The following is a 23,083-nucleotide window of genomic DNA, read 5'->3' as shown; positions in this document are numbered from 1 at the left end:
CTCCTCGTGAGGGCGTGGAGTCCGCGATCAGTGCGCGCGACCGAGCGATGGCGGAGTCGAGATCGCGAGCATCACAGCGGCAGAGTCGGTGCGGTTGCTCCACCAGTGCGGCAGCGATGCATCGTAGGTGAGGCTGTCGCCCGCCTCGAGTTCGAAGTCCTTTCCCGCGACGGTGGCGACCAGCCTTCCGGCACTCACCAGCACGACCTCCTCGCCCTCGTGGGAATGCGGGGCGGCCGAGCCGTCGAATCGGGCGGGAATCGTCATGCTCACGACGCCGAGTTTGCGTTCGGCATCCGGCACGATCAGTTCCATGATGACACCCTGAGATGGGATCTCGATGCGCCGGCGGTCCGCGCGCCGCACGAGCATCTGATCGTCCCCCGACCCCGGATCGGCGAACATGCTGGCGAGTGGCAGGTCGAGGGAGTTCGCGAGCCGCAGCAATGTCGCGAACGACGGGTTCCCGATGCCTCGCTCGATCTGACTGATGAGCCCCGCGCTCACGCCTGCACGCTCGGCGAGTTCCTCGACGGTGTAGCGGCCCGATCGCTGCTCGCGCAGCTGCGCACCGAGATGAGTGATCCAGAAGTTGCGGTCGAGGCTTTCCTCGGGGATCGATTTCGGCGTAGAGGTGGTACTCACGTTCAGCCCTTCAGCTCATTGACGGTGCGTCGTTGTATCGAGACGATAGCGTGTCCTCGGCTTCTCGCGCCGAAACTAGGGAGCGCAGGGTCGCTGTCACTTCGCGCTCCCAATAGATCGCCGCACGGTTGGCGCCACGGCGATGCACCTCGCCGGCGCGGGCCGCCGACGGCGCGGGGAGCCCGACGGGATGCCCGGCAGCGGCCACCACGTCAATGACCCTCTGCACAGCGGCGTTCAGCTCGTCACCCCGGCCGAAGCGGACCAGGTCGTCGGCGAGGTCGGTTGGGCCGATCCACGCACCCTGGAAGAGCGGGTGCGCGGCGAAGTCTTCGATCGCATCCACCGCATCCACCGTCTCCACGAGCACCGAGAGCACCGGGACATGCAGGTACGCGGTGCCGTAGCGCGACGCGGGCGAGACCTGCCGCGGACGCTCCCCAGCAGGCGGGAAGCGCGTTGCGCGGTACGCTCGCTCAAGCTCGTCGATCCGGCGCACACGAGGCAGGACAAGTTCGTCTGCGCCGGTGTTCGCGAACGCGAGCACGCAGTCATCGTCGAGCGACGGGATCCGGATGCCGACGCGCACCCCGCTGCCGCGCAGCCGCTGCACAGCATCGAGGCAGGCGGCGACGGTGAGCCCGGTCTGCTCGGCGTCGATCACGATCGAATCGACGCCGGTCACCTCAAGCAGCCCGAGCAGCGTGGGAGTCGGGTCCGCCGTGATCAGGCCGACCTCGTTGCGGATGCCGTTGTGCGCGCTCATTCGTCTGACACGAACTCCCAGTCGGCGGGCTTGCTCATGCCCACCACCAGTTCGACGTTCTCATCGGTGTCGTTGGTGATGCCGTGGCTCGTCCCGCGCGGGATGTAGATGCCGTCACCGGGACGTGCGCGGTAGTCGGTGCCGTCGAGGTGAACGAGCGGCGTTCCGGCTATCACTACGTAGAACTCGGAAGCGTCTGGATGGTGATGACACAGGTGGTGCTGGCCGGGCAGGATGCGACCGAGGCTGACGTTGAGATCGTCGGAACCGCTCAGATCACGCGAGATGAGGTTGCAAACCTGTCCCTGATCGCGCTGCCCCTTCAGCCCGACCTTGGCGAGGTCGGTGAAGCCGATGTCGTACGCGTTATGGACCAGGCGCTCGAGATCCGCCGCGGGACGGACGCTCATCGGCCGACCTCTTCGAGCTGCTGCGTCGCTATAGCTGGAGCGTTCGCAAGCCACCAGCGCGCGATCTCCTCGCGCGTGGCGAACCAGACGCCCTCCTGCGCGCTGGCGTACGCGAGGAACCGGCGCACCGCCATCGCCACACTGGGGCGGCCGCCGATGCGCAGATGAATACCGACGGACATCATTTTCGGAGTCTCGGCGCCTTCGATCAGCAGGCAGTCAAGCGAGTCGCGCAGCACGGCGAAGAAGTCGTCGGGGCTGCCAAGACTGCCATGACCCCAGAATCGGGCGTCATTGGTGTCGCCCGCATAGGGCACCACCAGATGCGCGCCTTCGGCGGTGTCGACGTAGTACGGCAGGTCGTCGGAGTACGAGTTGGAGTCGTACAGGAAGCCTTCCTGTACGAGCACGTCCCTGGTCTCCTCGGTGATGCCCTCACGGGCGTACCAACCCGTGGGCCGCACACCGGCGGTGGACTCGATCGCGGCGACGCAGCGACGGATCTCCGCCCGCTGTTCCTCGGGAGTCATGTCGACCAGGCCCTGCCACTTGTAGCCGTGACCGCAGATCTCATGACCATCCCTGGCGATCGCCAGCGCCGCCTCGGGGTTGCGCTCGAGAGCGATGCCGCAGGCCATCACGGTGGATCGGACGCCGAACTCGCGGAACAGCCCGAGGTAGCGCCAGATCCCGACGCGGCTGCCGTATTCGAAGAACGACTCCTTCATCAGGCTGCGGCGAGAGGGGTCGGCGGACCAGCCGCCGAAGATCGAGATGTCCTCGTCCTTGTCGTCTCCGGCTTCGATCGAGCGCTCCGCGCCCTCTTCGAAGTTGAGCACGAGCGACACGGCGACTCGCGCGCCGTTCGGCCAGCCCACGACGGGCGGGTTCTCTCCGTAGCCGATGAGATCACGCATGGTCACTGCTCTTTCCTTCGAGACCGGGCGGACGCCTCGTCGCGTTCACTCCGGCGAGTGCATCTTCATTATAGTGAATCATTGCCGACCGGTCGATTCTGATACACCGCGCGATGCGCGGCCAGCGAGGTACGCAGCATCCCGTCGACGTCGTCGATCACATTCCCGTGTGCGGGACCGATGAACCGCGTCGGGTGCGCGTCAAGCAGTTCCTCGATGGCCGTGAAGGCATCACTGACATCGACGAACTTCGTCCAGTACAGCGCCCGTCCGGTGCCGTAGGCGGCCTGCTCGACCGTCGGCGGCTCGGGCATCTCCCCGGAGAGCAGGCGGCACTGACCGGGGCGGTGCACCGGCTCGTCCTCTTCGTCGTCGGGCGCCGGCACGTCGTGGATGTACGAGAAGCCGTCCGACACGAAGAGCACACCCGCACCGGAGTCCCAGGCCCACGTCGTGTTCTCCAGATCGCGGATGTGCGCAGGCATGAGAACGAGCTCGCGCCCGCCGAGATCGAGGGATGCGCCGGGTCCGAGCGGGGTAAGTCGGTCCGCGAACTCCGGGAGGTGCAAGTGATAGTCGCGGGTCTCGCCGACGACGACGGCCTCGGGATGACGCTCGATCAGCGCCGGAAGGTTTCCGGCGTGCGGGATCTCGGGGTGCGTGGGCACGAGGTAGTCGAGCTTGCGCCCGCCGAGGGCTTCGTCGAGCTGCGCGAGCACGACGTCCCGATGCGCGGGATCACCCGTGTCGACGAGTGCTGTGCGCTGCTCGCCGATCACCAGGTAGGCGTTGACGTGGTAGTGCACCTCTTCGCCGTGGCCGAAGGCCGACAGGCATCCGCCCAGCCAGAACACGCCATCCGCGATGCGCCTGGCCGAAGTGGTTCCCGTGCTCATGACAGTCCGATCCTCTCGATCGCGTCGGCGAGGGCGGCGGCCTGCACCGCCACCTCCTCACCCTGGAACGGTCGCCCGTAGCCCGGGCCGATGGCGACGATCCTGCGATCGGCGACGACCTCGCGCACATGCGCCGCGATCCCTCCGGTCTCGGCGCGTGAGAACCAGCGGAACTTGGCCAGACCGTTCTCGGCGGGACCATCGCCGTGGGTGAAGGCATCCGAGGTCAGCAGCGTCCCGGTCTCGGGCTCGTGCACCCACAGCGTGGGAAGCAGTCGCATCAGCGGCGAGATCAGCTCGATGCGCATCCCCGGGTGCGGTTCGATCCACTGGGAGCTGCCCGGCTCCACGCTCACGCGCCTGACCTCCGCACGAGAGCGGGGCACGGTGATGCCACCGGTGTAATACACCGCCTCGATCGGGAACCGCTTCTCGATGGCCGGGAGGTTGAGACAGCATTCCATCTCGGTGCGGGTGAGCAGCATCGACAGCGGCAGTGCATCGTCATACAGCTCGCGCAGCGCGGCGAGGACTTCGATCTCGTGTGCGCGGATGCCGGTGTCGACCAGAAGCATCCCGGTCTCGCCCACGATGAGGTAGCAGCTCACCGGCTGCGACGCGCGCACACCCGGCGGGCACCAGCTGACGCGATCGTCCAGTTCGATCTCACCGCCGATGCGGTGAACGGTGACGGAGGACATCCGAGTTACCAGACGCCGCTCAGCGAGCGGCGCCCTCCCAGACCGCGATGGCCTCGTCGAGCGAGCAGTGGTCGTGACGCGCGCGCATCACGGTCAGTGCTGCGTCGTGCACGACTTCGTCGTACGCGCCGACGGCATCATCGATGAGCACCGCGTAGAAGTCGTTGTGCACGGCATCGCGCAGAGTGGCCTCCACGCATCCGCCGGTAGAGACGCCGACCAGCGCAACCGACTCGATGCCCTGGCTACGCAGCAGCAGCTCGAGCTCGGTGCTCACGAAAGCACTCGGGCGGCGCTTGGTGATGACCATCTCATCCCCCTCGGGCTCGCACTGCTCGCAGAAGTCAGTGGCCGGATCCCCCTTGAGGCTGAGCCGGCCGAGATCGATAGGACGACCATTCGCTGCCGTGTAGAGGGCCCGCAACCACGCCGCCGGCGAGCTCTTCCCATCGGGAAGGTTCTCGACACGGATGTGGAAGATCGGCACCCCGTTGGCGCGAGCCGCCTGGATTGCGCGACCGCACTGATCCGCGACGCGCGGCATCATGCTCAGGTCATGCCCGGAGTCGCCGATCGCACCACCGTGCGACACGGCGCCCTTCTGCATGTCGATCACGACGAGTGCTGTCGTGGCCGGGTCGAGGAGCTCCTCGAGTGTGTCTCGCACCTGCTTGCCGCAGATCTCGATCATGATTCTGTTCCTTTCGAGCCCGGACTGCGGCGGAAGCGCCGGAACCGGAGATTGGGGACGACGAGCGCGTGCCAGACGCGGTGCGGGCCGGACCTCGTCGTCGGCTGTGCGGTGACTACCGCGTTAGTAGCGATAAGCCCGCTTGTGCCCCTCACGGATGATCGGTTCCACTTCGCGGACATTGGTGATGACGTTTCCGTGCGTGGGTGCGACGACTTCGACGCCCAGTTCATCGACCAGCGCGAGCACACGGTCATACACCTGATCGGCGTCGTTCTTGAACCGCGCCCAGTACAGCGCGCTGCCGGTGAAGAACTCAGCATTCTCCACCGCGATCGGCTGTGCGAGTTCATCGGTGGTGAGAGCGCATTCACCCGGGAGATGCAGAGGATCCTCGTCATCGAGCTCCGGCCGGTGCATATAGCAGAAGCCGTCGGCGGTGAACAGCACCTTCTCGCGCCGGGCGAAGGCCCACTGGGTGTTCGGCAGATCACGAATCATCGCCTCTGCGATGAGGACCTCCTGTCCCCCACCGAGGTCGATCACCTCGCCTGGATCGCGGGAATTCAGGTTCGGGACGATCTGCGGATAGAACAGGTGGTAATCGTGCATATCACCCACCACCTTCACGTCGGGATACTTCTCCACCAGGCGCGGCAGATTTCCTGTATGAGGCAGTTCCGGGTGCGTGGGGAAGACATAGGTCAGCGGCTCGTCTCCAAGAATCTCGTCGAGCTTCTTGGAGATCGTGTTCCAACTCGACGGATTGCCCGTATCGATGATCATCGACGCAGTGTCGCCCTTGACCACGTACGCGGAATTATGCCCGTGGATCACCCGGTCGGCGAGATGGAAAGGCAGACACGCCCCCATCCAGAACACACCCGGCCGGATCTCGCGCGGAAACTCTGCAGCCATCGTCTCAGTGATGATGTTCTCCAATGCAGCTCCTCCTATGCCGCTTCGTCGGCCAATGCGGCCAGCATGAGATCGAGGTGGCGACGAACAGTCGCCCGCCCACGGATCACCGCGCCCCGCGAGGGGGCGATGATCTCGGGTTCAAATCTGTCGAATGTCTCCGCGAGCCAGTCCCGCAACGGATGCTTGGTGGCGCGAGGGAGCCATTCGTACTTGGCGAACAGATGCGCTGCGACCTGCGCGGGCGTCGTGTCGTCCTCCACCGTGTCGTCGATGAATCGATACCCGTCCGGACCATCCATGACGCCATGCGTGAATGTGTCGGACGTGAAAAGCGCACCGGTCTTCGCGTCCCAACCCCAGAAGGTCGGCAGCAGTCGAAGCAGAGGGGACTGGACGTCCAGGATACGACCGGGAGCAATCTCGATGCTCATCGAACGCTCCAGTGCATCACCCGTGGCAGTGCGAGTGCCGTCGATCTGCTGCCGCCGGCCGCGAAGCGCGAAACGGCTGACATCATCGAACGCGTCGAACGGATTGATCACCCCGCCGGTGAACAGACGCAACACATCGAACCGGTGGGCAATGGACTCGAGATTCGACACGCAGTCCATCTCGGGGCGAGTGAAGAATATCGAGACTCCTCCGCCCTCGCCGATCAACGCGGCGAGGTCATCGAGCACCTGCATGCTGTGCACAGCCATGCCTGAGTCGATGAGCAGGTGAGCGTCACCTTCCGTGAGGAGATAGCAGTTGGAGGCCTGGTATCCAGTCGAGCCACGGGGCACCCAACTCACGTTGTCGCCCAGCGCATATGCTCCGCCAAGGACCGCCAAGTCGTCGGATAGCGTATTGAACATGACTTCAATCTATTGAAACTAAGCATCCGTGTCAACCACCGAAACGGCGGATCACCCCAGGTTCAGCGCGACATCGACCACAGTGCCGGATCCCGACTGGCCAACCGCCTGCGGACCCCACCCTCCACCCTATTCTGCGGAAGCCACGGATGCTCCGGGCCTCGACCGCACATTCCCGGTCACCACCGATGACGACAGTGCACGCGCCATGAGCATGGTTGACAACACCTGCGATCGATCTTCATTATGGTGATGAACATACGCATCGATTGAAGACAGGATGGTGTGCGCTGATGTCCCCCATTTCCTCCCCAGTCCGTTACCTGCTGCACGACGGTGAACTCATCGACTATGCCGATGCGCGTCTGCACGTGCTCAGCACGAGCACCAAGTACGGCGTCGGCGTGTTCGAGGGCTTCCGTGCCTACTGGAGCGAAGAGGACGGCGAACTGTATGCCTTCCGCGTCGAGGACCACATGCGCCGACTCATCGACTCCATGCGCGTCGTCGAGATCGACGGCCCTACAGACACAGCAGCGCTGTCCGAGCAACTGCTGGGACTCATCCGCGCGAACGACCTGCGCTCGAATCTGCACATGCGCACCCAGGTGTTCGTCGACTCACCTGACGGCAAGCCTGATGACACCGGCCCCGCCACAGTGTTCATGGCCGCGATCCCCATGGGCAACTACTTCGGCGCCACCGGCCTCGATGTGCAGATCTCGAGCTGGGCCCGGCTCTCCGATCGTGCGATGCCGCCCCGGGTGAAGTCGATCGCGAACTACCAGAACGGCCGCCTCGCTCTGCTCGAGGCCAAGCGCAACGGCTACAGCGCGGCGCTCCTGCTCACCGAGACCGGCCACGTCGCCGAAGGCGCCGGCTACAACGTCTTCATGGTCCGCCAGGGCCGTCTGTGCACGCCGCCGTCGACCGAGAGCATCCTCGAAGGCATCACCCGCGACTCCGTGCTGCAGCTGGCGACCACACAGCTCGGCCTTGACGTGGACATCCGACCGATCGACCGCACCGAGCTGTACTCCGCCGACGAGATCTTCGTGTGCGGCAGCGCCGCCGAGGTGAACCACGTCACGTCGGTGGACCGCACCCTGATCGGCGACGGCGCCACGGCGGGCCCGATCACGGCAGGTCTCCAGGAGCTCTATCAGGACGCGGTGCGCGGGCGCGTCACCGACTTCGCCCACTGGGTCACCCCCGTCTACGGCACGGCAGAACCCGGCTCCGCGGAAAGCGGCGGTGCAGAAGTCCTCTACGATTCCGCAGGAGCATGACCGGCGCGACGGCACACGCCGACTTCCTGCATGCCCGGAGCGAGTTCGCCCCCGAAGCCCCGCCGGTGCTGACCGTCGCACAGGGGCAGCACTTCGTCCTCGAGACTCGCAGCGTGCTCACAGACCCCCGATTCGAGACCGCCGAGGACTTCTCGATCTTCTCGATCCCCGTGACGGGACCGGTGAGGATCGAGGGTGTCCGGCCAGGCGATCTCGTGCGCATCGACGTGCACGAGATCAGCATCGCCGACCGCGGCGGTATGGTGACCATGCCGGGGCGCGGTGGCTTCGGCGAACCGCTCGCCATGCACGGACTGGTGATCCCCGTGCACGACGGTCACGCGCACTTCCCCGATGGCGTGCGCGTGCCGATCCGGCCCATGGTCGGCAAGATCGGGCTCGCCCCTGCGGGCGAGAGCCCGAACTCGTCGACCGTCGGCCGCTACGGCGGCAACATGGACTGCCGCGACATCATCGCCGGCTCATCACTGTTCGTGACCGCTCAGGTCGACGGTGGCAGCCTCTACGCCGGTGATCTGCATGCGGTGCAGGGCGACGGCGAGTGCTCGCTCACCGCCGTCGAGATGGAGGGTTCGGTCGAGCTCTCCTGCCGGGTCGTGCGCCCCGCTCCGGTGCGCGGCCCGGTCGTCTTCTCAGAGGACCGCATGATCGTGCTCGGCGACGGCGAGGACCTCGACGAGGCGGCGACCGTCGCCCTCGACGAGACCATGGCGATCGTCCGGGCCGACCGGGGCTGGTCGAGGGAGCACACTGCGATGCTGCTGTCCGCCGCCGCCGACGTCTCAGTGTCGCAGCTCGTCAACGCCCGCAAGAGCGTGAAGGTCTCGCTCGACACGCGCTATCTGCTCACCGCCCCCTTCGAGACGAAAGAGGACTGACATGTACGACCTCCTCATCACCGGCGGCCTCGTCGTCACCCCATCCGGTGCGGAGCCACTGGACATCGCGATCGCCGACGGACGCATCGCGGCGCTCGCCTTCGCAGGAACCACGCCGACCGACGCCGCGCACCGCGTGATCGACGTGGGCGGCAAGCTCGTGGTCCCCGGCGGCGTCGACCCGCACGTGCACACCAACTCGGTCCTGCCCACCGCAGCGGAGAGCGGCATCATGTGCTTCGGCGCCGACCGTGTCAGTGAGGGCGCAATCTACGGCGGCACCACCACGCTTGTCGACTTCGCCCACTGGAAGCCGGGCGACGAACTCACCGAATCGTTCGCGCGTAAGGCCGCCGAGTGGACTGGGCAGAGCTACACGGACTTCGCCCTGCACGGCACCTTCAAAGAGCCTGAGATCCCGTTCAGCGTTCTGGAGCAGATCCCGGATGCAGTGCGCAACGGACACGGCAGCTGGAAGGTGTGGATGACGAACACCACTCCCACGCGCCCGCATCAGAAAACCGATCTCGGCAACATGTGGGGGATCATGGAGCAGACCGCTGCGGCCGGTGCCATGCTCGCCGTGCACGCCGAGGACGACGACATCGTCATGTACTCGTACCGCCGCCTCAAGCACCAGGGCGCGATCGGACTCGAGAACATGCACCACGCGCACAACGTACTCTCCGAGCAGCTCTCGTTCCAGCGCGCGATCACGCTCGCCCGCCACGTGGGCGCCGCGATCTACCTCATGCACGTGAGCGCCAACGTCGGCATCGACGCGATCCGTCAGGCTCGAGGCGCTGGCGCCCCCATCTACGGCGAGATACTCCCGCACTACGCGTACTTCTCTGCCGAGAACTACCGCGAGCCGCACGGCGCCATCTATCACACGTATCCCTCGCTAAAGGATGCCGACGACCGCGACGACATGTGGCCTGCCCTGATCGACGGCACGCTGAGCACCCTCGCGACCGACGGCGTGTGCACCGACTTCGACGTGAAGACGCGCGGCAAGACGATCTACGACGCTACCGGCGGTCACGCTGGGGTGGAGATGCGCATGGCCGTGGCCTACACCGAGGGCGTGGTCGGCCGCGGCCTCGAGCTCACCCGTTTCGTCGACCTCACCTCGGCGAACGCGGCGAAGATCCTCGGCCTCTACCCTCGCAAGGGCGCCATCGCCGTCGGCAGCGACGCCGATCTCGCCATACTCGACATCGATGTGGACCGCCGTGTGACAGCAGCCGATCTGCACGAGGCCGACTACACGCCGTGGGAGGGGTACCGCACGCGCGCGTGGAACACGATGACACTGCTGCGCGGTCGCGTGATGGTGGACGATCGTCGGCTGGTCGCCAGCCCCGTCGGAGAGATCCAGTCGCAGCGCGTGTCGTCTGACGTGCTCAGCCGCCCGGCCTGCTGAGTCGCTGAGATGACCGCGTCGCCGCCGGTGTCGGTGCGCATGCTCGTGGTGACGCTGATGGCCTCGATGCTGGTCGTCTCCTTCAACCAGACCGTACTGAACACCGCGTTGCCCACCGTCATCGCCGAGCTCGGAGGTCTGGATCGTATCGGCTGGATCGTCGCAGCGTTCGTGCTCACTGCCACTCTCAGCATGCCGCTGGCTGGCGCTTTGGCCGATGTCGTCGATCGCAAGAGGCTGTTGCTCGGAGCAAGCGTCGTGTTCGGCGCCGGCACCCTGCTGGGGGCTTCTTCCTGGAATCTCGACGTGCTCATCATCGCTCGTCTTGCACAAGGGATCGGTGGCGGTGCGGTCATGGTGCTGACGCAGACGATCATGGCGGCGGCCGTTCCTTCACGTGAACGAGCGAAGTACGCAGGCGCATTCGGTTCGGTCTGGGCAGTGGCCACGATCAGCGGAGTACTCATCGGAGGATGGCTTACCGACGGCCCCGGGTGGCGCTGGGTGTTCTGGGGGACCCTTCCACTGCTCGTCATGGCCTTGGCGCTCAGTGCGCGATACATCGCGGCGAGCGGTCCAGGCTCAAGCCGCGTCGCACCCGACATCGGGGGCATGCTCCTGCTTTGCATCGGAACGACGGCGCTGGTGACCGCAGCCTCAGGATCGCTCTCTGCTGAGTGGTCCTGGTTTCTTGGAGTGATCGCCGCCGCAACCTGCTTCGCGCTGTTGCCTGCGGAGCGCCGGGCCGAGCAGCCCGTGCTGCCGGGCATCCTCTTCCGCAGTCGCACGTTCGTTCTGGCTACCGCTGCCGGCATGATCTGCAGTGGAGTGGCCTCGTTCGTCGTGCTTTCGTATCTTCCGTCGTTCGCCCAGATGGTGCTCGGCCTGTCCGCCCTCCAAGCTGGGCTGTTGCTGCTCCCGATGATCCTCACCACCGTGATCGCATCCGCTCTCACGGGGTTCGCCGTGTCACGCACCGGGCGGTATATCCTCATTCCCACAGTCGGTGCCGGTGCCGTCGCGGCCGGCCTCGTTCTGTTGGGAACTCTCGGCGCCGACACGACTCCGATGCGCCTGGCGCTATCAGCAGCGTTACTCGGTGCCGGGATCGGCACCAACGTGCTCCTGTTGACTTTGCTCGCGCAGAATGCGCTACCCGCACACAACGTCGGTGTCGCCACCGCTGCGAACAACTTCTTCCGTCAGGCCGGCGCCACGATGGGGATCTCATTGGTCGGGGTCGCATTCGCCGGGCGCCTGCAAGACACGCTCGCCGCCGCGCTGGACCGCCGCGGTATAGCGGCTCAAGATGATCTGCCGCTGGCGACGGTCTCTCCAGATCGACTCGCCCTGCTCGACCCGCAGCTGCGTTCTGCTATCGCCGAAGCTTACGCGGCAGCGTTGTCCCCCCTCTTCTTGGCGTTGGTGCCACTCGCTGTCGCCGCCATGGTGATGATCGCGCTGCTCGAGCGGCATCCTCTCGCGGAGTAGGAACCGCGGACCGCCGCTCTCCGACACGAGTCGTCGCGAGCTCCGAGTCGGCTCAATCGGTTCGCGCAGCGGCCGTGCGATCGATGTCCGCGATGATCTCTGTGTTGTAGTCCGCGCGGTTCCCTGGTCGGTACTCAACTTCAAGCGGCCCCGAATACCGGAAGGGCCCTCTTCGGTCGTGCAGTTCCCAATCGACCGGGCTTCCGCGGTCAATGCCGACGCTGATTCCGGTGAAGGGCGCCGCACCGGTGAGCTGCACAACAGGCCCCATCGCAAGCACCGGCTCATCGTCAATGCTCACGTCGATCTGCCATCGGATGTCCGCGAGCGCCGAGAACGAGAACGCGATGACCTCCGGGTCGCACGACCCGAGCGGCACAGTCTCCCGGTGCATCCGGCCGTATTCGTTGTAGCTGAAGCAGAGGCGACCATCTTCGAGGAAAGCGACGTAGCCACCTCCCTGATCACCGTGGGCGAAGAGCACTCCCCGCTGAACTCGATCCGGCACGAGCCGCACCACGACTTCGAAGGACCGCAAACGTATCAACCGGTTCGAGCGGAAACGCTCCAGCGTCGGCGATTCCGGCGTCAGTACAGTCGGCTGCTCCAGAATCAGATCCGAGGAGGGTCGGGTACGGGTAAGCGTCCCATCATCATTGAGCGGGAACACAGTGTTGTGCCACGCCTGTTGATTCCATCGGCGTGCAAGTCGCGAGACGACCTCAGGGAGTTCCTGTGCCAGATCCCTCGTCTCGCACGGGTCGTTCTCCATATCGAACAGTTGCCACTGCGAGTCGGAGAATTCGTCGCCCTGACGGTGCGAGGTCAAGATCTTCCATCGGCCACTGCTGAGGGCCCGGCTGCCGCCGAATTCCGAATACTGCTCGGTGCGGGTGCAGTCAGCCTCCGGATCACGAAGCACCTCGTCGAACGGGATGCCGTCGACCGCCTTCACCTTCTGGCCGTTCAGTCGCTTGAGCGGCTCGACTCCAGCGAGCGCGAGCAGGGTCTGACCGAGGTCGGAGACGTAGACGTATTGCGTGCGCAACCCAGCATCCTCGACGTCACGCGGCAGCCCCTTGGGCCACGAAACGATCAGTGGGGCACGGATGCCCCCCTCTGTCATGTATCGCTTGTACTTGGCGAAGGGCGCATTCGATACTGCAGCCCAACCGCGTGGATAGTGCATCATGAGTCGAGGTCCGCCGACCTCGTCCAGACTCAGCTCCGAGTCCGAGGTCGCCAGCCCCAGTTCGGTCGGCGCTCCCATCGATGCGAAGTAAGCGCTGGTACCGTGAACGCCGCCTTCACCACTGGCGCCGTTGTCGGAGGTGAACGCAACGATCGTGTTGTCATACTCGCCCATCGAACGCAGCTGAGCCAGGAGCCTCCCCAGACTCTGGTCGACGCTGTCGACCATCGCGGCGTAGACCTCCATGCAACGCGCAAACCAGGCACGTTGTGGCAGAGAGAGATCCGCCCATGGAGTCAACTCTTCATCCGGCGCGGCCGCCGTACATCCCTTCGGAAAGAGTCCGTCTGCCCGCTGGCGCGCTTCCCTGTTTCTGCGCACGACGTCCCAGCCGGCCTCATACTTACCCCGGTACTTCTCGATGTCTTCGGGTCTTGCCTGCAACGGCGCATGCACCGCCTGATGCGCGAAATACAGAAAGAACGGCTTGCTCGGATCGTTTGCCCGCAAGCCGGCGATCATCGAACGCGCTTCGTCGGTCAGTGCATCCGTGAGATAGAACGAGCTGTCGTACTCGTCCACCGTGACCGGACTGTTGTCCCGCATCAGGCGATGCGGCTGGAACATCGTCGTGTACGCGTCCATGCACCCGTAGTAGCGGTCGAATCCCCGCTGGGTCGGCCACGATGACTTCTCCGCGGCGTCGTGCAGCCTGTTCGACGGCGTGAGGTGCCATTTTCCGACCATGAACGTCGCGTACCCCGCCGCGCGAAAGGACTCCGCGAGTGTCGGCGCGTCCGGAGGCAGCTCGGCCGTGAACGCAGGGTACCCCGGGCTGGATCCAGCGACCGTGGCAAAGCCCGCGCGGTGCGGGTTCAGGCCAGTTAGCAACGACGCCCTCGCCGGCGCACAGACCGTCGATGTGTGGTAGTTGGTGAAGAGATACCCCGCCTCAGCGATCTCGCGCAACGTCGGGGTCTCGATCTCGGCCCCGAACGGAGAGATGTCGCTGAATCCAAGATCGTCCACCAACACCAGGATGACATTTGGAGAGCCATCCGCCGCCTCGGTCAGCGGCGGCCAACTCGGTGTGGACCGGGAAGCCAGTTCATCGACCACACCGGAGAAGGTCTCATAGCCGCGTGCTCCGTCGGGATAGGCATGTGCCATTGTGTCCACCAGGGTCCCTCCACTTCGTGTCGATGACCGCGTCACCCCAGGGAGTGCGCGATCTCCGTGAGGCCGTATGTTTTCCGCCGACACGGATCTTCATCATGATGAGCTAGCTTCACTATAGTGTGGACACACGCGTAGACCGAGGGGCACGTCGCGAAGTCGGATGCATTACCCGCGCCCCACCTGAACCCCGGATGCGACAGCGGCACCCCCTGACACCCTCGACCCGCACACCTGCGTCAACAGCCGACTTACGCGGACGCAAACCAACTAGGCTGGCCTTGGCGCACGCGAAACCAGCCATCCAGCACGACCACTTCATCCAAGCATCGATTCTCTTGACATATTGATGGCATCTTCAGTACAGTGAAGCCACTGAGTCACAGCGTGGTGCTCGCTATCGAAGCACCCTGAATAAGGGGCAGCATGATCAAGTCAAATCGAATGTTCGGCGTAACAGCCGCCGGAATCGCCGCAGTCCTCGGATTGTCCGGATGCGGCGCAAGCCAGGCAGGTTCTCCCGAGGGCGACGCGGCGGTTCCTGACACCGCCGTGATGGTCCTACCCAGTCTTCCGGACAATCTGACGATATTCCCGTACGGGGGAAACGCGTCACAGGCGGTTCTCACGGGTCTGGGCTCTCAACTGGCCAATTACGAGGTGGCCTGTGAGAACCCCGTTCCCGGCAAGGTTGCTGGGAAGCTCGCCGAGAGCATCGAGCTCAGTGACGACCTGAAGTCGATCGAGGTGAAGCTGCGCCCCCTCAAGAGTCAGGCCGGCAACACTCTCAGCACTGATGACGTGATCTGGAGTTTCACCGAATACGGTTTCGTCGTACAGCCGGTGCTGAAGTCCTCCTTCGCGCGCTCCGGCTACGACGTCGACAATCTCATCACCAAGATCGACGACAGCACGTTCAGGTTCAATCTCAAGTCGTTCCAGTCCAACGCGCTGGATGCCCTGCAGAATCCACTCGCGTACATCTACGACTCGACCGAAGCGATGTCGCATGCGACCGCTGAGGACCCCGTAGCCCAGAAGTGGTTGTTCACGAATCTGGCCGACTACAGCGGCTGGGAGTTGAGCAGCTTCAGTCCCGGCGAATCTCTCACCGTCACCGCTGATCCGGATTGGGGCGGCGGAGACCGCGTCGTGTCCAAGGTCGCCGTGCAGAGCGTCCCGGACGACACCACCCGCCAGCAGCTGCTGGAGACCGGCGAAGCCCAGGTCGCGGTCGGGTTCCAGCCCAGTCAGTTCCGCGCCCTCTCCGAGAAGCCCGGGATCGACATCCTCGAATGCGCCAGCCTGAACATGGACAACCTGATGTTCTCGACTCGCGAGGCCCCGCTGGACGATGTGCGGGTCCGTACCGCACTTTCGATGGCGATCAATCGCGAGGAGCTCGTCAAGGGCGCGTACTCGGACTACGCGACTCCGGCTGTGTCGTCCTTCAACAAGGCGTTCGGCTTCGGCGAGTATGGCGACGCCTACACGTACGATCCTGAAAAGGCGAAGCAACTCCTCGCAGAGGCCGGTTACCCCGACGGTTTCGAGTTGGTTCTGACTTACAGTCCCACCCGGCCGGGCCCCGTCACCGCGAAGAGTTCCGTGCTCGTCCAGTCCATGCTCGCCGAAATCGGTGTCGACGTGAAGTTGGAGCTGATCACGAGCCCGACTCAGATGACGGACATCATGTATCAGACGCACCTCTATCAGAGTGCCCTATATGGCGAGCCGGTCGCGATGGCGGATCCTGCATGGCTCACCTACGTCAAGTTCGGGGAGTCGCCGAACAATAGCGGCACGTTCTGGACGAGCCCCGAACTGCTTGAGCTACTCGCCGAGGCGTCGTCTACCCCGGCGGACAACAAGGAGAAGCGAGACACTCTGTTCCAGCGGATCGCTGAGATCGGCGACACCGAGGTCCCCCTCATCGAACTGGTCGAGACGCCTTATGTGATCGCGACGAACGGCATGACCACCGGCATTCCGATGCCCAACGGGCAGCTGGCCTGGTCGTCGTTCGGCAAGTGATGCACGGCCGGGAGGCGACTGATGGAAGTCGCTTCCCGGCAGGCCTCCGGACTCACCGCACTGTGATCAAGCACCTACCCGAAAGCCACGGTGAACCATGAAATTCGCGGAGTACAGTTCAACTCCCACTTCTGCGGTGGTCGTCGGCGCAACGACATCCTCGCTCGTCGCAGCCAGCAGATTCCCGCGGCTCAAGCGCGCACAGTTGGCCGCACTCAAACACAAGAGTGACATCACGATCGTCCTCGCACTTGTGTTCCTCGGTGCGTTCATCCTCTCGAGCGTAGTGATCGACCTCCCGCATCTTCCGACAAAGCCAGATGTCAGTTCGATCGCGTTGCCGCCGAGCGCTACTCACCTTTTCGGGACAGACGGATATGGCTTCGATGTGTTCTCTCGGGTGCTCGACGCCGCAACCCGCGACATCCCGATCGCCATAGCGGGTGCTCTGGTGGCTTTGGGGCTCGGCGTGCCGGTCGGCCTCGCGGCATCCGGCGGAAGAGCCGGCGACATCTTCATGCGCGGATTGGACGGCTTCTCGGCCCTCCCGATCCTCATTCTCGTGATCGTCGCGATCAAGCTCATGGGCGGGACTGCCTTTGACATCATCATCGCCATCGCGATCGTGAACACCCCGCGCTTCGCCCGTCTGGTGCGTGCAGAAGCAGTGGCGCTGCGCTCGATGAGATTCGTCGAAGCCGCTGTAGCAGCCGGATGCTCTCCGTTGCGCATCGCGGTGCAGCACATCTTCCGTAACAGTTACGGGATTGCGCTTGTGCAAACGACCCTCGCCGCAGCGAACGCTATCGGGGTCATCGCAGCGCTCAACTTCCTCGGTGTCGGTATCAACCCGCCCACTCCGACGTGGGGCGGCATGATTCGTGACGGGATGACGCTCCTCATCGACGGCAAGTGGTGGGCGGCGGCTTTCCCGACCCTGGCCATCTTCCTCGTAGTGGTCTCTTTCAATGCAATCGCCGACGGCATTGAGACTCGCGCTGAAGCAACAGGAGGCAACTCATGAGCACCAGACCACTCTTGGAGATCTCGGATCTCAGCGTTGAGTTCGGCCTGCACGGTCAGACCCGCCAGATCCTCAACGGCATTTCGTTCACAGTCGAACGCAACGAGATCATCGGACTCGTCGGCGAATCAGGTTCAGGAAAGTCCACGACCGCGCGGTCGATCATCGGGCTGTTGCCGCCCACCGGTCGGAGCTTCGGGAGCATCGCGTTCGATGGCGCTGAGATCAGCACGCTGTCGCCGAGGAGGATTCGTTCGATCCGAGGTACGCAGATCGGATTTGTGGCCCAAAATCCATTCGATGCGCTCAATCCGATCCTGTCGATCGAAGATCAGTTCTTCAACGTCATGCGTGCACACGAGAAGATCAGCCGGAAGACGGCGCGAGCGCGTGCAGCTGCACTTCTGCACTCTGTCGGCATCACCGACGCGGATCGTGTGCTCGCCGGACACGCCCACGAGCTGAGCGGCGGCATGGCTCAGCGAGTAGTGATCGCGATCGCGCTGAGCCTCGATCCGAAACTCCTCATCGCCGACGAGCCGACAACGGCGCTCGACATGACGGTGCAGCGACAGGTCCTCGACCTGATGCGGGACCTCATCGTGTCTTCCGGTCGATCAATGCTGTTGGTCACCCACGACCTGACGGTCGTCGCCACATATTGCGATCGAGTCGCGGTCATGTATCGCGGCGACATTCTCGAGATCGGCGAAGTCTCGAGTGTCTTCACTTCACCCCAGCACGAATACACGCGTGCGCTGCTGGACGCTGCCTCTGGCAAGGGGCTGATCGAGGAACGTGACCACGCCCTCCGGCAGTCGACCTCCAGGACCGGAGCAGCGTGATATGGACAAGGAAACGGGTGTTACGGATATGCCGATCGTCACCGCTCGAAATCTGAGCAAGACATTCGCCTCCCGAGGAAAGCGAGGGAGCGTTGTCGCGGTCAACGACGTCAGCCTCACCTTGCAACGCGGTGACACTCTCGGCCTCGTGGGCGAAAGCGGTTCAGGAAAGTCCACCCTCGGCCGGCTGCTGGCCCGACTCATCGACCCCGATGACGGGACGGTGGTCCTCGAAGGCACAGACCTCACGTCGCTGCGCGGCCGGGCACTACGACGTGCGCGATCGCGGTTCCAGGTGGTCTTCCAGGAACCCTACGCCTCCCTCGACCCTCGGATGACGGTCCTCCAGATCATCGAGGAGCCGCTGGTCGCGACCAAGATCGTGAAGTCGGCAAAGGAGCGCCGCGAACGCGTGCTGGCGATGCTGGACGATGTTGGCTTGCCCCGAGAGTTCATCTCACGGAAACCCGGTGCCCTGAGCGGCGGACAGCAGCAGCGCGTGGGAATTGCCCGCGCCCTCATCAGCGAACCTACCTTCGTCGTGCTGGACGAACCGACCTCGTCTCTCGACCAGACAGTACGAGCCAGCATCCTCCAGCTGCTCGTCCACCTTCAGCGGACCAAGTCGCTCACATTCGTCTTCATCTCCCATGACATCCACACGGTCAGGAGACTCTGCAACCGCACAGCGGTGATGCATCTGGGGAACATCGTGGAGATCGGCCCAACGGAGAACATCATGGAACGCCCACAACACCCGTACACCAAGAAGTTGCTTTCGGCAGTTCTCTCCCTCACCCCCGGAGAGTCCACGCGCGGAGGGAACACCGACGACCACCCGACGACTGCCATATCGTCCTCAGGCCGAAAGTGTGACATGCCGGATGATGCTTGTGAGCTGCAGGTCGAGGCGCTGCACCTCACCGGTGAGAGGAGCAGATGATGATCCGCTTCGTCCTCGGACGTGTCCTACTGGCGGGCTTTCTGCTCATAGTCGTCATCTCCGCGAGTTTCGCCTTGGTCTCCCTCATCCCCGGTGACCCAGCGCTGGCTGTCCTCGGCGAATTCGCTACGCCGGAGCAGGTTGCGACGCTGAATGCCCAGCTCGGGCTCGACCAGCCTTTTCATGTCCAGTGGTGGAACTACTTGACATCGGCGCTTTCTGGCGATCTCGGTACGTCATACTTCTCCGGAACACCTGTCACGGAGGAGATTCTGGTGCGACTGGTCCCCAGCTTGCTGCTCGTGATACCGGGAATCCTGCTGGCGGTGGTTCTGGGGACCGCCATCGGCGCCCTCAGCGCCTATCGGCGTGGGGGACGGGTTGATCGCGTGCTGTCCGGGTACACATCCGCCACCCTTGCGCTGCCGGAGTTCGCGCTGGCCCTCATCGTCATCTATGTCTTCTTTCAGATACTGCGCATCGCGCCTCCCCCACTTGGCATGTTGTCCCCTCTCGACCCGATTCCACCGGCGGTCACCGGATCGGTGCTCATCGACGCTGCGCTGGCGGGTTCCTGGGAGACGATCGGCAGCGCCATCGCTCGGGCGGTGCTGCCGATCATCACCCTAGGAATCTTCTTCTCGGCATTCTTCGCCCGAGTCGTTCGAACAGGCCTGACCGCTGCGCTCCTGTCTCCGCAGGTTGAGTTCGCGAGAGCTTGCGGGCTGAGTGAGTGGATGGTCTTCCGGTACGCGATGGGCGACATTCGTCGCACCTTGCTCACTTTCCTTGTGATCCTGAGCGGTGCCGCGCTCAGCGGTGCAGTGATCCTGGAGACGGTGTTCTCCTGGCCCGGGATCGGCACGTGGGCACTGACCGGCATTCTCCAAGTCGACATCCCGGTGATCCAAGGATTCGTCCTCATCATCGCCACCACCCTCCTGTTCGCGTACGTCGCCGTCGACATCGTGATCGCATGCACTGACCCACGAGTTCGTTCCCAGGTCACCGCCGGCGGGAACAAGCGCGCAGACTCCCCCAAGCCAGCGTCATCCGAACCTGTCATCAACGACGCCATAGCGGGATGAGCGATCACGGCAACCCACAACGACTCCAGGCATTGAACATCCGGCGCGTCATCCGCCGTAAACCGACGGCCCTCACGCGCTGTGGATGGGGTACAAACGAAGAGTGCATTCGTCACGCGGATGAATGCACGGCTGCATCCCGATATCCGTCCGAGGTCCTTTCATGTGTCGTCTGTTCGCCTACGTCTCCCCCGAACCCGCCACCGCGGGCGGTGAGCTCGGGCCGGACGGCAAGGAGAGCCTGCTGTCGCTGGCGCGGCTGCACGGCGACGGATGGGGCTGGGCGGGCGTGCGGCATCCGGGCGATGCCCCGGTGGTCAAGCGCTCGGCGATCTCGGCGGCGACCGATCCCGTGTTCGACGCGGCGCTCGCAGTGCCCGCGCGTGCCGCGATGGTGCACCTGAGGTGGGCGACGTCGGGGCTTCCGGTGATCGAGCGCAACGCGCATCCCTTCAGGTTCGGCGACCTCGCCTTCGAGCACAACGGGTCGCTGAAGCCCATCGGCGACGTGGCCGCGCTGCTGACGGACGAGAGCCGTGCGTCGCTGACCGGCGACACCGACAGCGAGATGTACTTCGCGCTCATCCGCGAGCAGCTCGCCCTCGGCACCCCGCTGCTCGAGGCGACCACCACGGTCGCCCGCCGGCTGCGCGAGGTGTTCCCGCGTGCCAGTCTCAACGCCATCCTGCTCGATCGCACTCAGCTGATCGTCGTGCACGCCAGCGCGCGCAGCATCCTCTCCGACGCCGACCTGCACGTGATCGGCGAGCATCCCCAGCTGCCCGATGAGCACAACGAGGACTACTTCGCGCTGCGCTGGAGCCATGTGGACGACGGGACGATCCTGATCGGCTCGACGGGCGTCGCCGCGGCCGAGTGGCAGGCGCTGCCGGCCGAGTCGGTGACCGCGATCGACCTCGCCGACCGGTCGACATCGACGCTCGAACTGGCGCCTGTGGCCGCGGCACACGGCTGATCGGACGCTAGAATCGAATCGTCCGGCTGCGGCCGGTGCCCGAAAAAGGGGCACGAAGCACTCTGAGACCCGATGGTCCGCGCGATGACGCGCGAGCGGCGAGACATATACGGATCCCCTCCGTTCCCGTCTTGAAAGGCTTCGCCATGCCCACCGTCTCCGCCCACGTCGCCCTCACCCTCGCCCAGCACGTCGATCACGTCTTCGGCGTCATGGGCAACGGCAACGCCTACTTCCTCGACGCCATCGAGACGCACACGGATGCCATCTTCACAGCCGTCCGCCACGAGCAGGGAGCCGTCGTCGCCGCCGACGCGCACTTCCGTGCCTCGGGACGGATCGCCGCGGCGACCTCGACCTACGGCGCCGGGTTCACCAACACCCTGACCGCCCTCGCCGAGGCGGTGCAGGCGCACGTGCCGCTCGTGCTCGTCGTCGGCGACGAGCCCACCTCGGGCCCTCGCCCCTGGGACGTCGATCAGATCGCCATGGCCTCCGCGGTCGGCGCGCGCACCTATACGACGGGGCGGGCGGATGCTGCCGCCACCACCGTCATCGCCGTCGAGCACGCCCTCACCTACCGGGTGCCCGTCGTGCTCGCGATCCCCTACGACGTGGCCGCGCTCGAAGCGGGCCCCGTACCCGAGGCGCCCGCCCCCCGCATCCCGGAGCCGCTGGTCGCACGCGGCGAGTTCGCCGAGGGGATGCTGGATGAGATCGCCGAGGCGCTGCGCACCTCCGAGCGTCCCTTCCTGCTGGCAGGACGAGGTGCGTGGCTGGCCGGCGCCGGCGAGGCGCTGGGCGCGCTCGCGGATGCCACCGGCGCACTGACCGCCACGACCGCCCTGGGCCGCGGGATCTTCCCCGACAGCCGCTATGACCTGGGCGTGACCGGCGGTTTCGGCGCGGACGGGGCGATGGGCCTGATCCGCGAGGCCGATGTCGCGGTGGTCTTCGGCGCGTCACTGAACCAGTTCACGATGCGCTTCGGCGAGCTGTTCGCCCCCGGCACCCGGGTGTTCCAGGTCGATGTGGCGCCGGCTGCCACGCACGCCCACATCGGCGGATTCGTGCGCGCGGACGCCCGCATCGCGGCATCCGAACTCGTCTCCCGCCTCTCCGCCGCGCACTCCGCGCGGGAAAATGCGCCTGCCGCGGACGAATCCGCGGAATCCGTCCGCGCGAAGCGCACATCCCCGCGCGAAGCGCACACCCCGTGGCGCGAGAGCGTGGACCTCACCGCCGCCCGCGCGTACGCCGCGGGTGACGACCTCGCCGACGACGGCCGCCTCGACCCGCGCTCCGCCGCGCGCCGCATCGCCGAGCTGCTGCCCGAGGACCGCGTCGTCGTCTCGGACGGCGGGCATTTCATCGGCTGGGCGAACATGTACTGGCCGGTCGCCGCCCCCGACCGGATGATGATGATCGGCACCGCGTTCCAGTCCATCGGGCAGGGCTGGCCGAGCGTGGTCGGCGCGACCCGGGCGCGGCCGGAGTCCACCGTGGTGCTGACCTCGGGCGACGGCGGCGGGCTCATGGCGATCGCCGACCTGGAATCCGCCGTGCGAGCGGCCGGCGGGCACGGCATCGCGGTGATCTGGAACGACGCCGCCTACGGTGCCGAGGTGAACCTGTACGGGCTGAAGGGCCTGGCCGAGGCGCCGATGCTGATCCCCGAGGTCGACTTCGCCGCCTTCGGCACGGCCGTCGGCGCCGAGGGCGTGGTCGTGCGCACCCTCGACGACCTCGAGCGTCTGCGCACCTGGGCCGCCGAGAACCCCGATGAGCGCCGCTTCCTCGTGCTCGACCTGCGTATCTCGGGCAAGGTGATCGCCCCGTACCAGCAGGAGATCATCCGCGTGAACTCCTGATCGCACCCGCGGCGATCAGTCGCCG

At 65.1% G+C, this 23,083-nt stretch carries 21 protein-coding genes; 11 read left to right on the top strand and 10 right to left on the bottom strand.

All coding sequences use genetic code 11. The features are described from left to right. Window positions 1-27 precede the first annotated feature (27 nt). The 9 genes from H7694_RS04140 to H7694_RS04100 form a co-directional block, all read right to left on the bottom strand. On the bottom strand, window positions 28-645 hold the full coding sequence (locus tag H7694_RS04140) for a cupin domain-containing protein (protein ID WP_193598285.1): 618 nt from the start codon (window positions 643-645) through the stop codon (window positions 28-30). 10 nt (window positions 646-655) lie between these two features. Beyond that, window positions 656-1,411 (bottom strand): aldolase/citrate lyase family protein, encoded by a 756-nt coding sequence (locus H7694_RS04135; protein WP_193598284.1) that lies wholly within the window; start codon window positions 1,409-1,411, stop codon window positions 656-658. After that, a complete protein-coding gene (locus H7694_RS04130) occupies window positions 1,408-1,821 on the bottom strand; it encodes a cupin domain-containing protein (protein ID WP_193598283.1) in 414 nt (137 codons plus the stop codon). The genes H7694_RS04135 and H7694_RS04130 overlap by 4 nt, the downstream gene beginning before the upstream one ends. Next, window positions 1,818-2,738, bottom strand: coding sequence for a polysaccharide deacetylase family protein (locus tag H7694_RS04125; protein WP_193599067.1), 921 nt, complete (start codon window positions 2,736-2,738; stop codon window positions 1,818-1,820). The genes H7694_RS04130 and H7694_RS04125 overlap by 4 nt, the downstream gene beginning before the upstream one ends. Window positions 2,739-2,806: 68 nt before the next feature. Continuing rightward, window positions 2,807-3,634: an MBL fold metallo-hydrolase gene (locus H7694_RS04120; protein WP_193598282.1), complete on the bottom strand. Its 828-nt coding sequence runs from the start codon at window positions 3,632-3,634 to the stop codon at window positions 2,807-2,809. Next, window positions 3,631-4,335, bottom strand: coding sequence for a hypothetical protein (locus H7694_RS04115; protein ID WP_193598281.1), 705 nt, complete (start codon window positions 4,333-4,335; stop codon window positions 3,631-3,633). The genes H7694_RS04120 and H7694_RS04115 overlap by 4 nt, the downstream gene beginning before the upstream one ends. 19 nt (window positions 4,336-4,354) lie before the next feature. Beyond that, window positions 4,355-5,026: a cysteine hydrolase family protein gene (locus tag H7694_RS04110; RefSeq protein ID WP_193598280.1), complete on the bottom strand. Its 672-nt coding sequence runs from the start codon at window positions 5,024-5,026 to the stop codon at window positions 4,355-4,357. 123 nt (window positions 5,027-5,149) lie between these two features. After that, entirely contained in the window at window positions 5,150-5,968 is an 819-nt protein-coding gene (locus tag H7694_RS04105; protein WP_193598279.1) for an MBL fold metallo-hydrolase, read from the bottom strand. Window positions 5,969-5,979: 11 nt separating this feature from the next. Next, window positions 5,980-6,804, bottom strand: a complete 825-nt coding sequence (locus tag H7694_RS04100; RefSeq protein WP_193598278.1) for a hypothetical protein — start codon at window positions 6,802-6,804, stop codon at window positions 5,980-5,982. Window positions 6,805-7,097: 293 nt separating this feature from the next. Between H7694_RS04100 and H7694_RS04095 the strand changes: the two genes are divergently transcribed. From H7694_RS04095 to H7694_RS04080, 4 genes are read left to right on the top strand one after another with little or no spacing between them, the layout of a single operon-like run. Then, entirely contained in the window at window positions 7,098-8,093 is a 996-nt protein-coding gene (locus H7694_RS04095; RefSeq protein ID WP_193598277.1) for a branched-chain amino acid transaminase, read from the top strand. Further along, window positions 8,090-8,992 (top strand): acetamidase/formamidase family protein, encoded by a 903-nt coding sequence (locus H7694_RS04090; protein ID WP_193598276.1) that lies wholly within the window; start codon window positions 8,090-8,092, stop codon window positions 8,990-8,992. Before H7694_RS04095 ends, H7694_RS04090 begins: the two co-directional genes overlap by 4 nt. Before the next feature lies 1 nt (window position 8,993). Beyond that, the gene (locus H7694_RS04085) at window positions 8,994-10,418 is read left to right on the top strand and encodes an amidohydrolase family protein (protein ID WP_193598275.1); all 1,425 of its coding nucleotides are present in this window, start codon (window positions 8,994-8,996) and stop codon (window positions 10,416-10,418) included. Window positions 10,419-10,427: 9 nt separating this feature from the next. Continuing rightward, a complete protein-coding gene (locus H7694_RS04080) occupies window positions 10,428-11,909 on the top strand; it encodes an MFS transporter (protein ID WP_193598274.1) in 1,482 nt (493 codons plus the stop codon). A 52-nt stretch (window positions 11,910-11,961) separates the two neighbouring features. Here the strand turns inward: H7694_RS04080 and H7694_RS04075 are convergent, their stop codons facing one another. Further along, window positions 11,962-14,271, bottom strand: a complete 2,310-nt coding sequence (locus H7694_RS04075) for an arylsulfatase (RefSeq protein ID WP_193599066.1) — start codon at window positions 14,269-14,271, stop codon at window positions 11,962-11,964. Between the two features lie 432 nt (window positions 14,272-14,703). On the opposite strand from H7694_RS04075, the gene H7694_RS04070 reads away from it, so the two are divergent. The 7 genes from H7694_RS04070 to H7694_RS04040 all read left to right on the top strand — a co-directional run bounded on the left by H7694_RS04070 (window position 14,704) and on the right by H7694_RS04040 (window position 23,058). Continuing rightward, window positions 14,704-16,311, top strand: a complete 1,608-nt coding sequence (locus H7694_RS04070) for an ABC transporter substrate-binding protein (protein ID WP_193598273.1) — start codon at window positions 14,704-14,706, stop codon at window positions 16,309-16,311. A gap of 97 nt (window positions 16,312-16,408) precedes the next feature. Next, window positions 16,409-17,335 carry an ABC transporter permease gene (locus H7694_RS04065; RefSeq protein WP_193598272.1) on the top strand — a complete coding sequence of 309 codons (927 nt, stop codon included), beginning with the start codon at window positions 16,409-16,411 and terminating at the stop codon, window positions 17,333-17,335. Next, window positions 17,332-18,180 (top strand): ABC transporter ATP-binding protein, encoded by an 849-nt coding sequence (locus H7694_RS04060; protein ID WP_193598271.1) that lies wholly within the window; start codon window positions 17,332-17,334, stop codon window positions 18,178-18,180. Before H7694_RS04065 ends, H7694_RS04060 begins: the two co-directional genes overlap by 4 nt. 1 nt (window position 18,181) lies before the next feature. Beyond that, window positions 18,182-19,123: an ATP-binding cassette domain-containing protein gene (locus tag H7694_RS04055; protein WP_227468279.1), complete on the top strand. Its 942-nt coding sequence runs from the start codon at window positions 18,182-18,184 to the stop codon at window positions 19,121-19,123. Continuing rightward, on the top strand, window positions 19,120-20,211 hold the full coding sequence (locus H7694_RS04050; protein ID WP_227468278.1) for an ABC transporter permease: 1,092 nt from the start codon (window positions 19,120-19,122) through the stop codon (window positions 20,209-20,211). Before H7694_RS04055 ends, H7694_RS04050 begins: the two co-directional genes overlap by 4 nt. 163 nt (window positions 20,212-20,374) lie before the next feature. Next, entirely contained in the window at window positions 20,375-21,187 is an 813-nt protein-coding gene (locus H7694_RS04045) for a class II glutamine amidotransferase (RefSeq protein WP_193598269.1), read from the top strand. Window positions 21,188-21,333: 146 nt separating this feature from the next. Next, window positions 21,334-23,058 carry a thiamine pyrophosphate-binding protein gene (locus H7694_RS04040; RefSeq protein WP_193598268.1) on the top strand — a complete coding sequence of 575 codons (1,725 nt, stop codon included), beginning with the start codon at window positions 21,334-21,336 and terminating at the stop codon, window positions 23,056-23,058. Window positions 23,059-23,083 lie beyond the last annotated feature (25 nt).

It is taken from the genome of Microbacterium sp. YJN-G, from assembly GCF_015040615.1.
Classification (GTDB): Bacteria; Actinomycetota; Actinomycetes; order Actinomycetales; family Microbacteriaceae; genus Microbacterium.
Note: the sequence above shows the minus strand (reverse complement) of the source record. Positions and strands in the feature narration are given on the sequence as shown.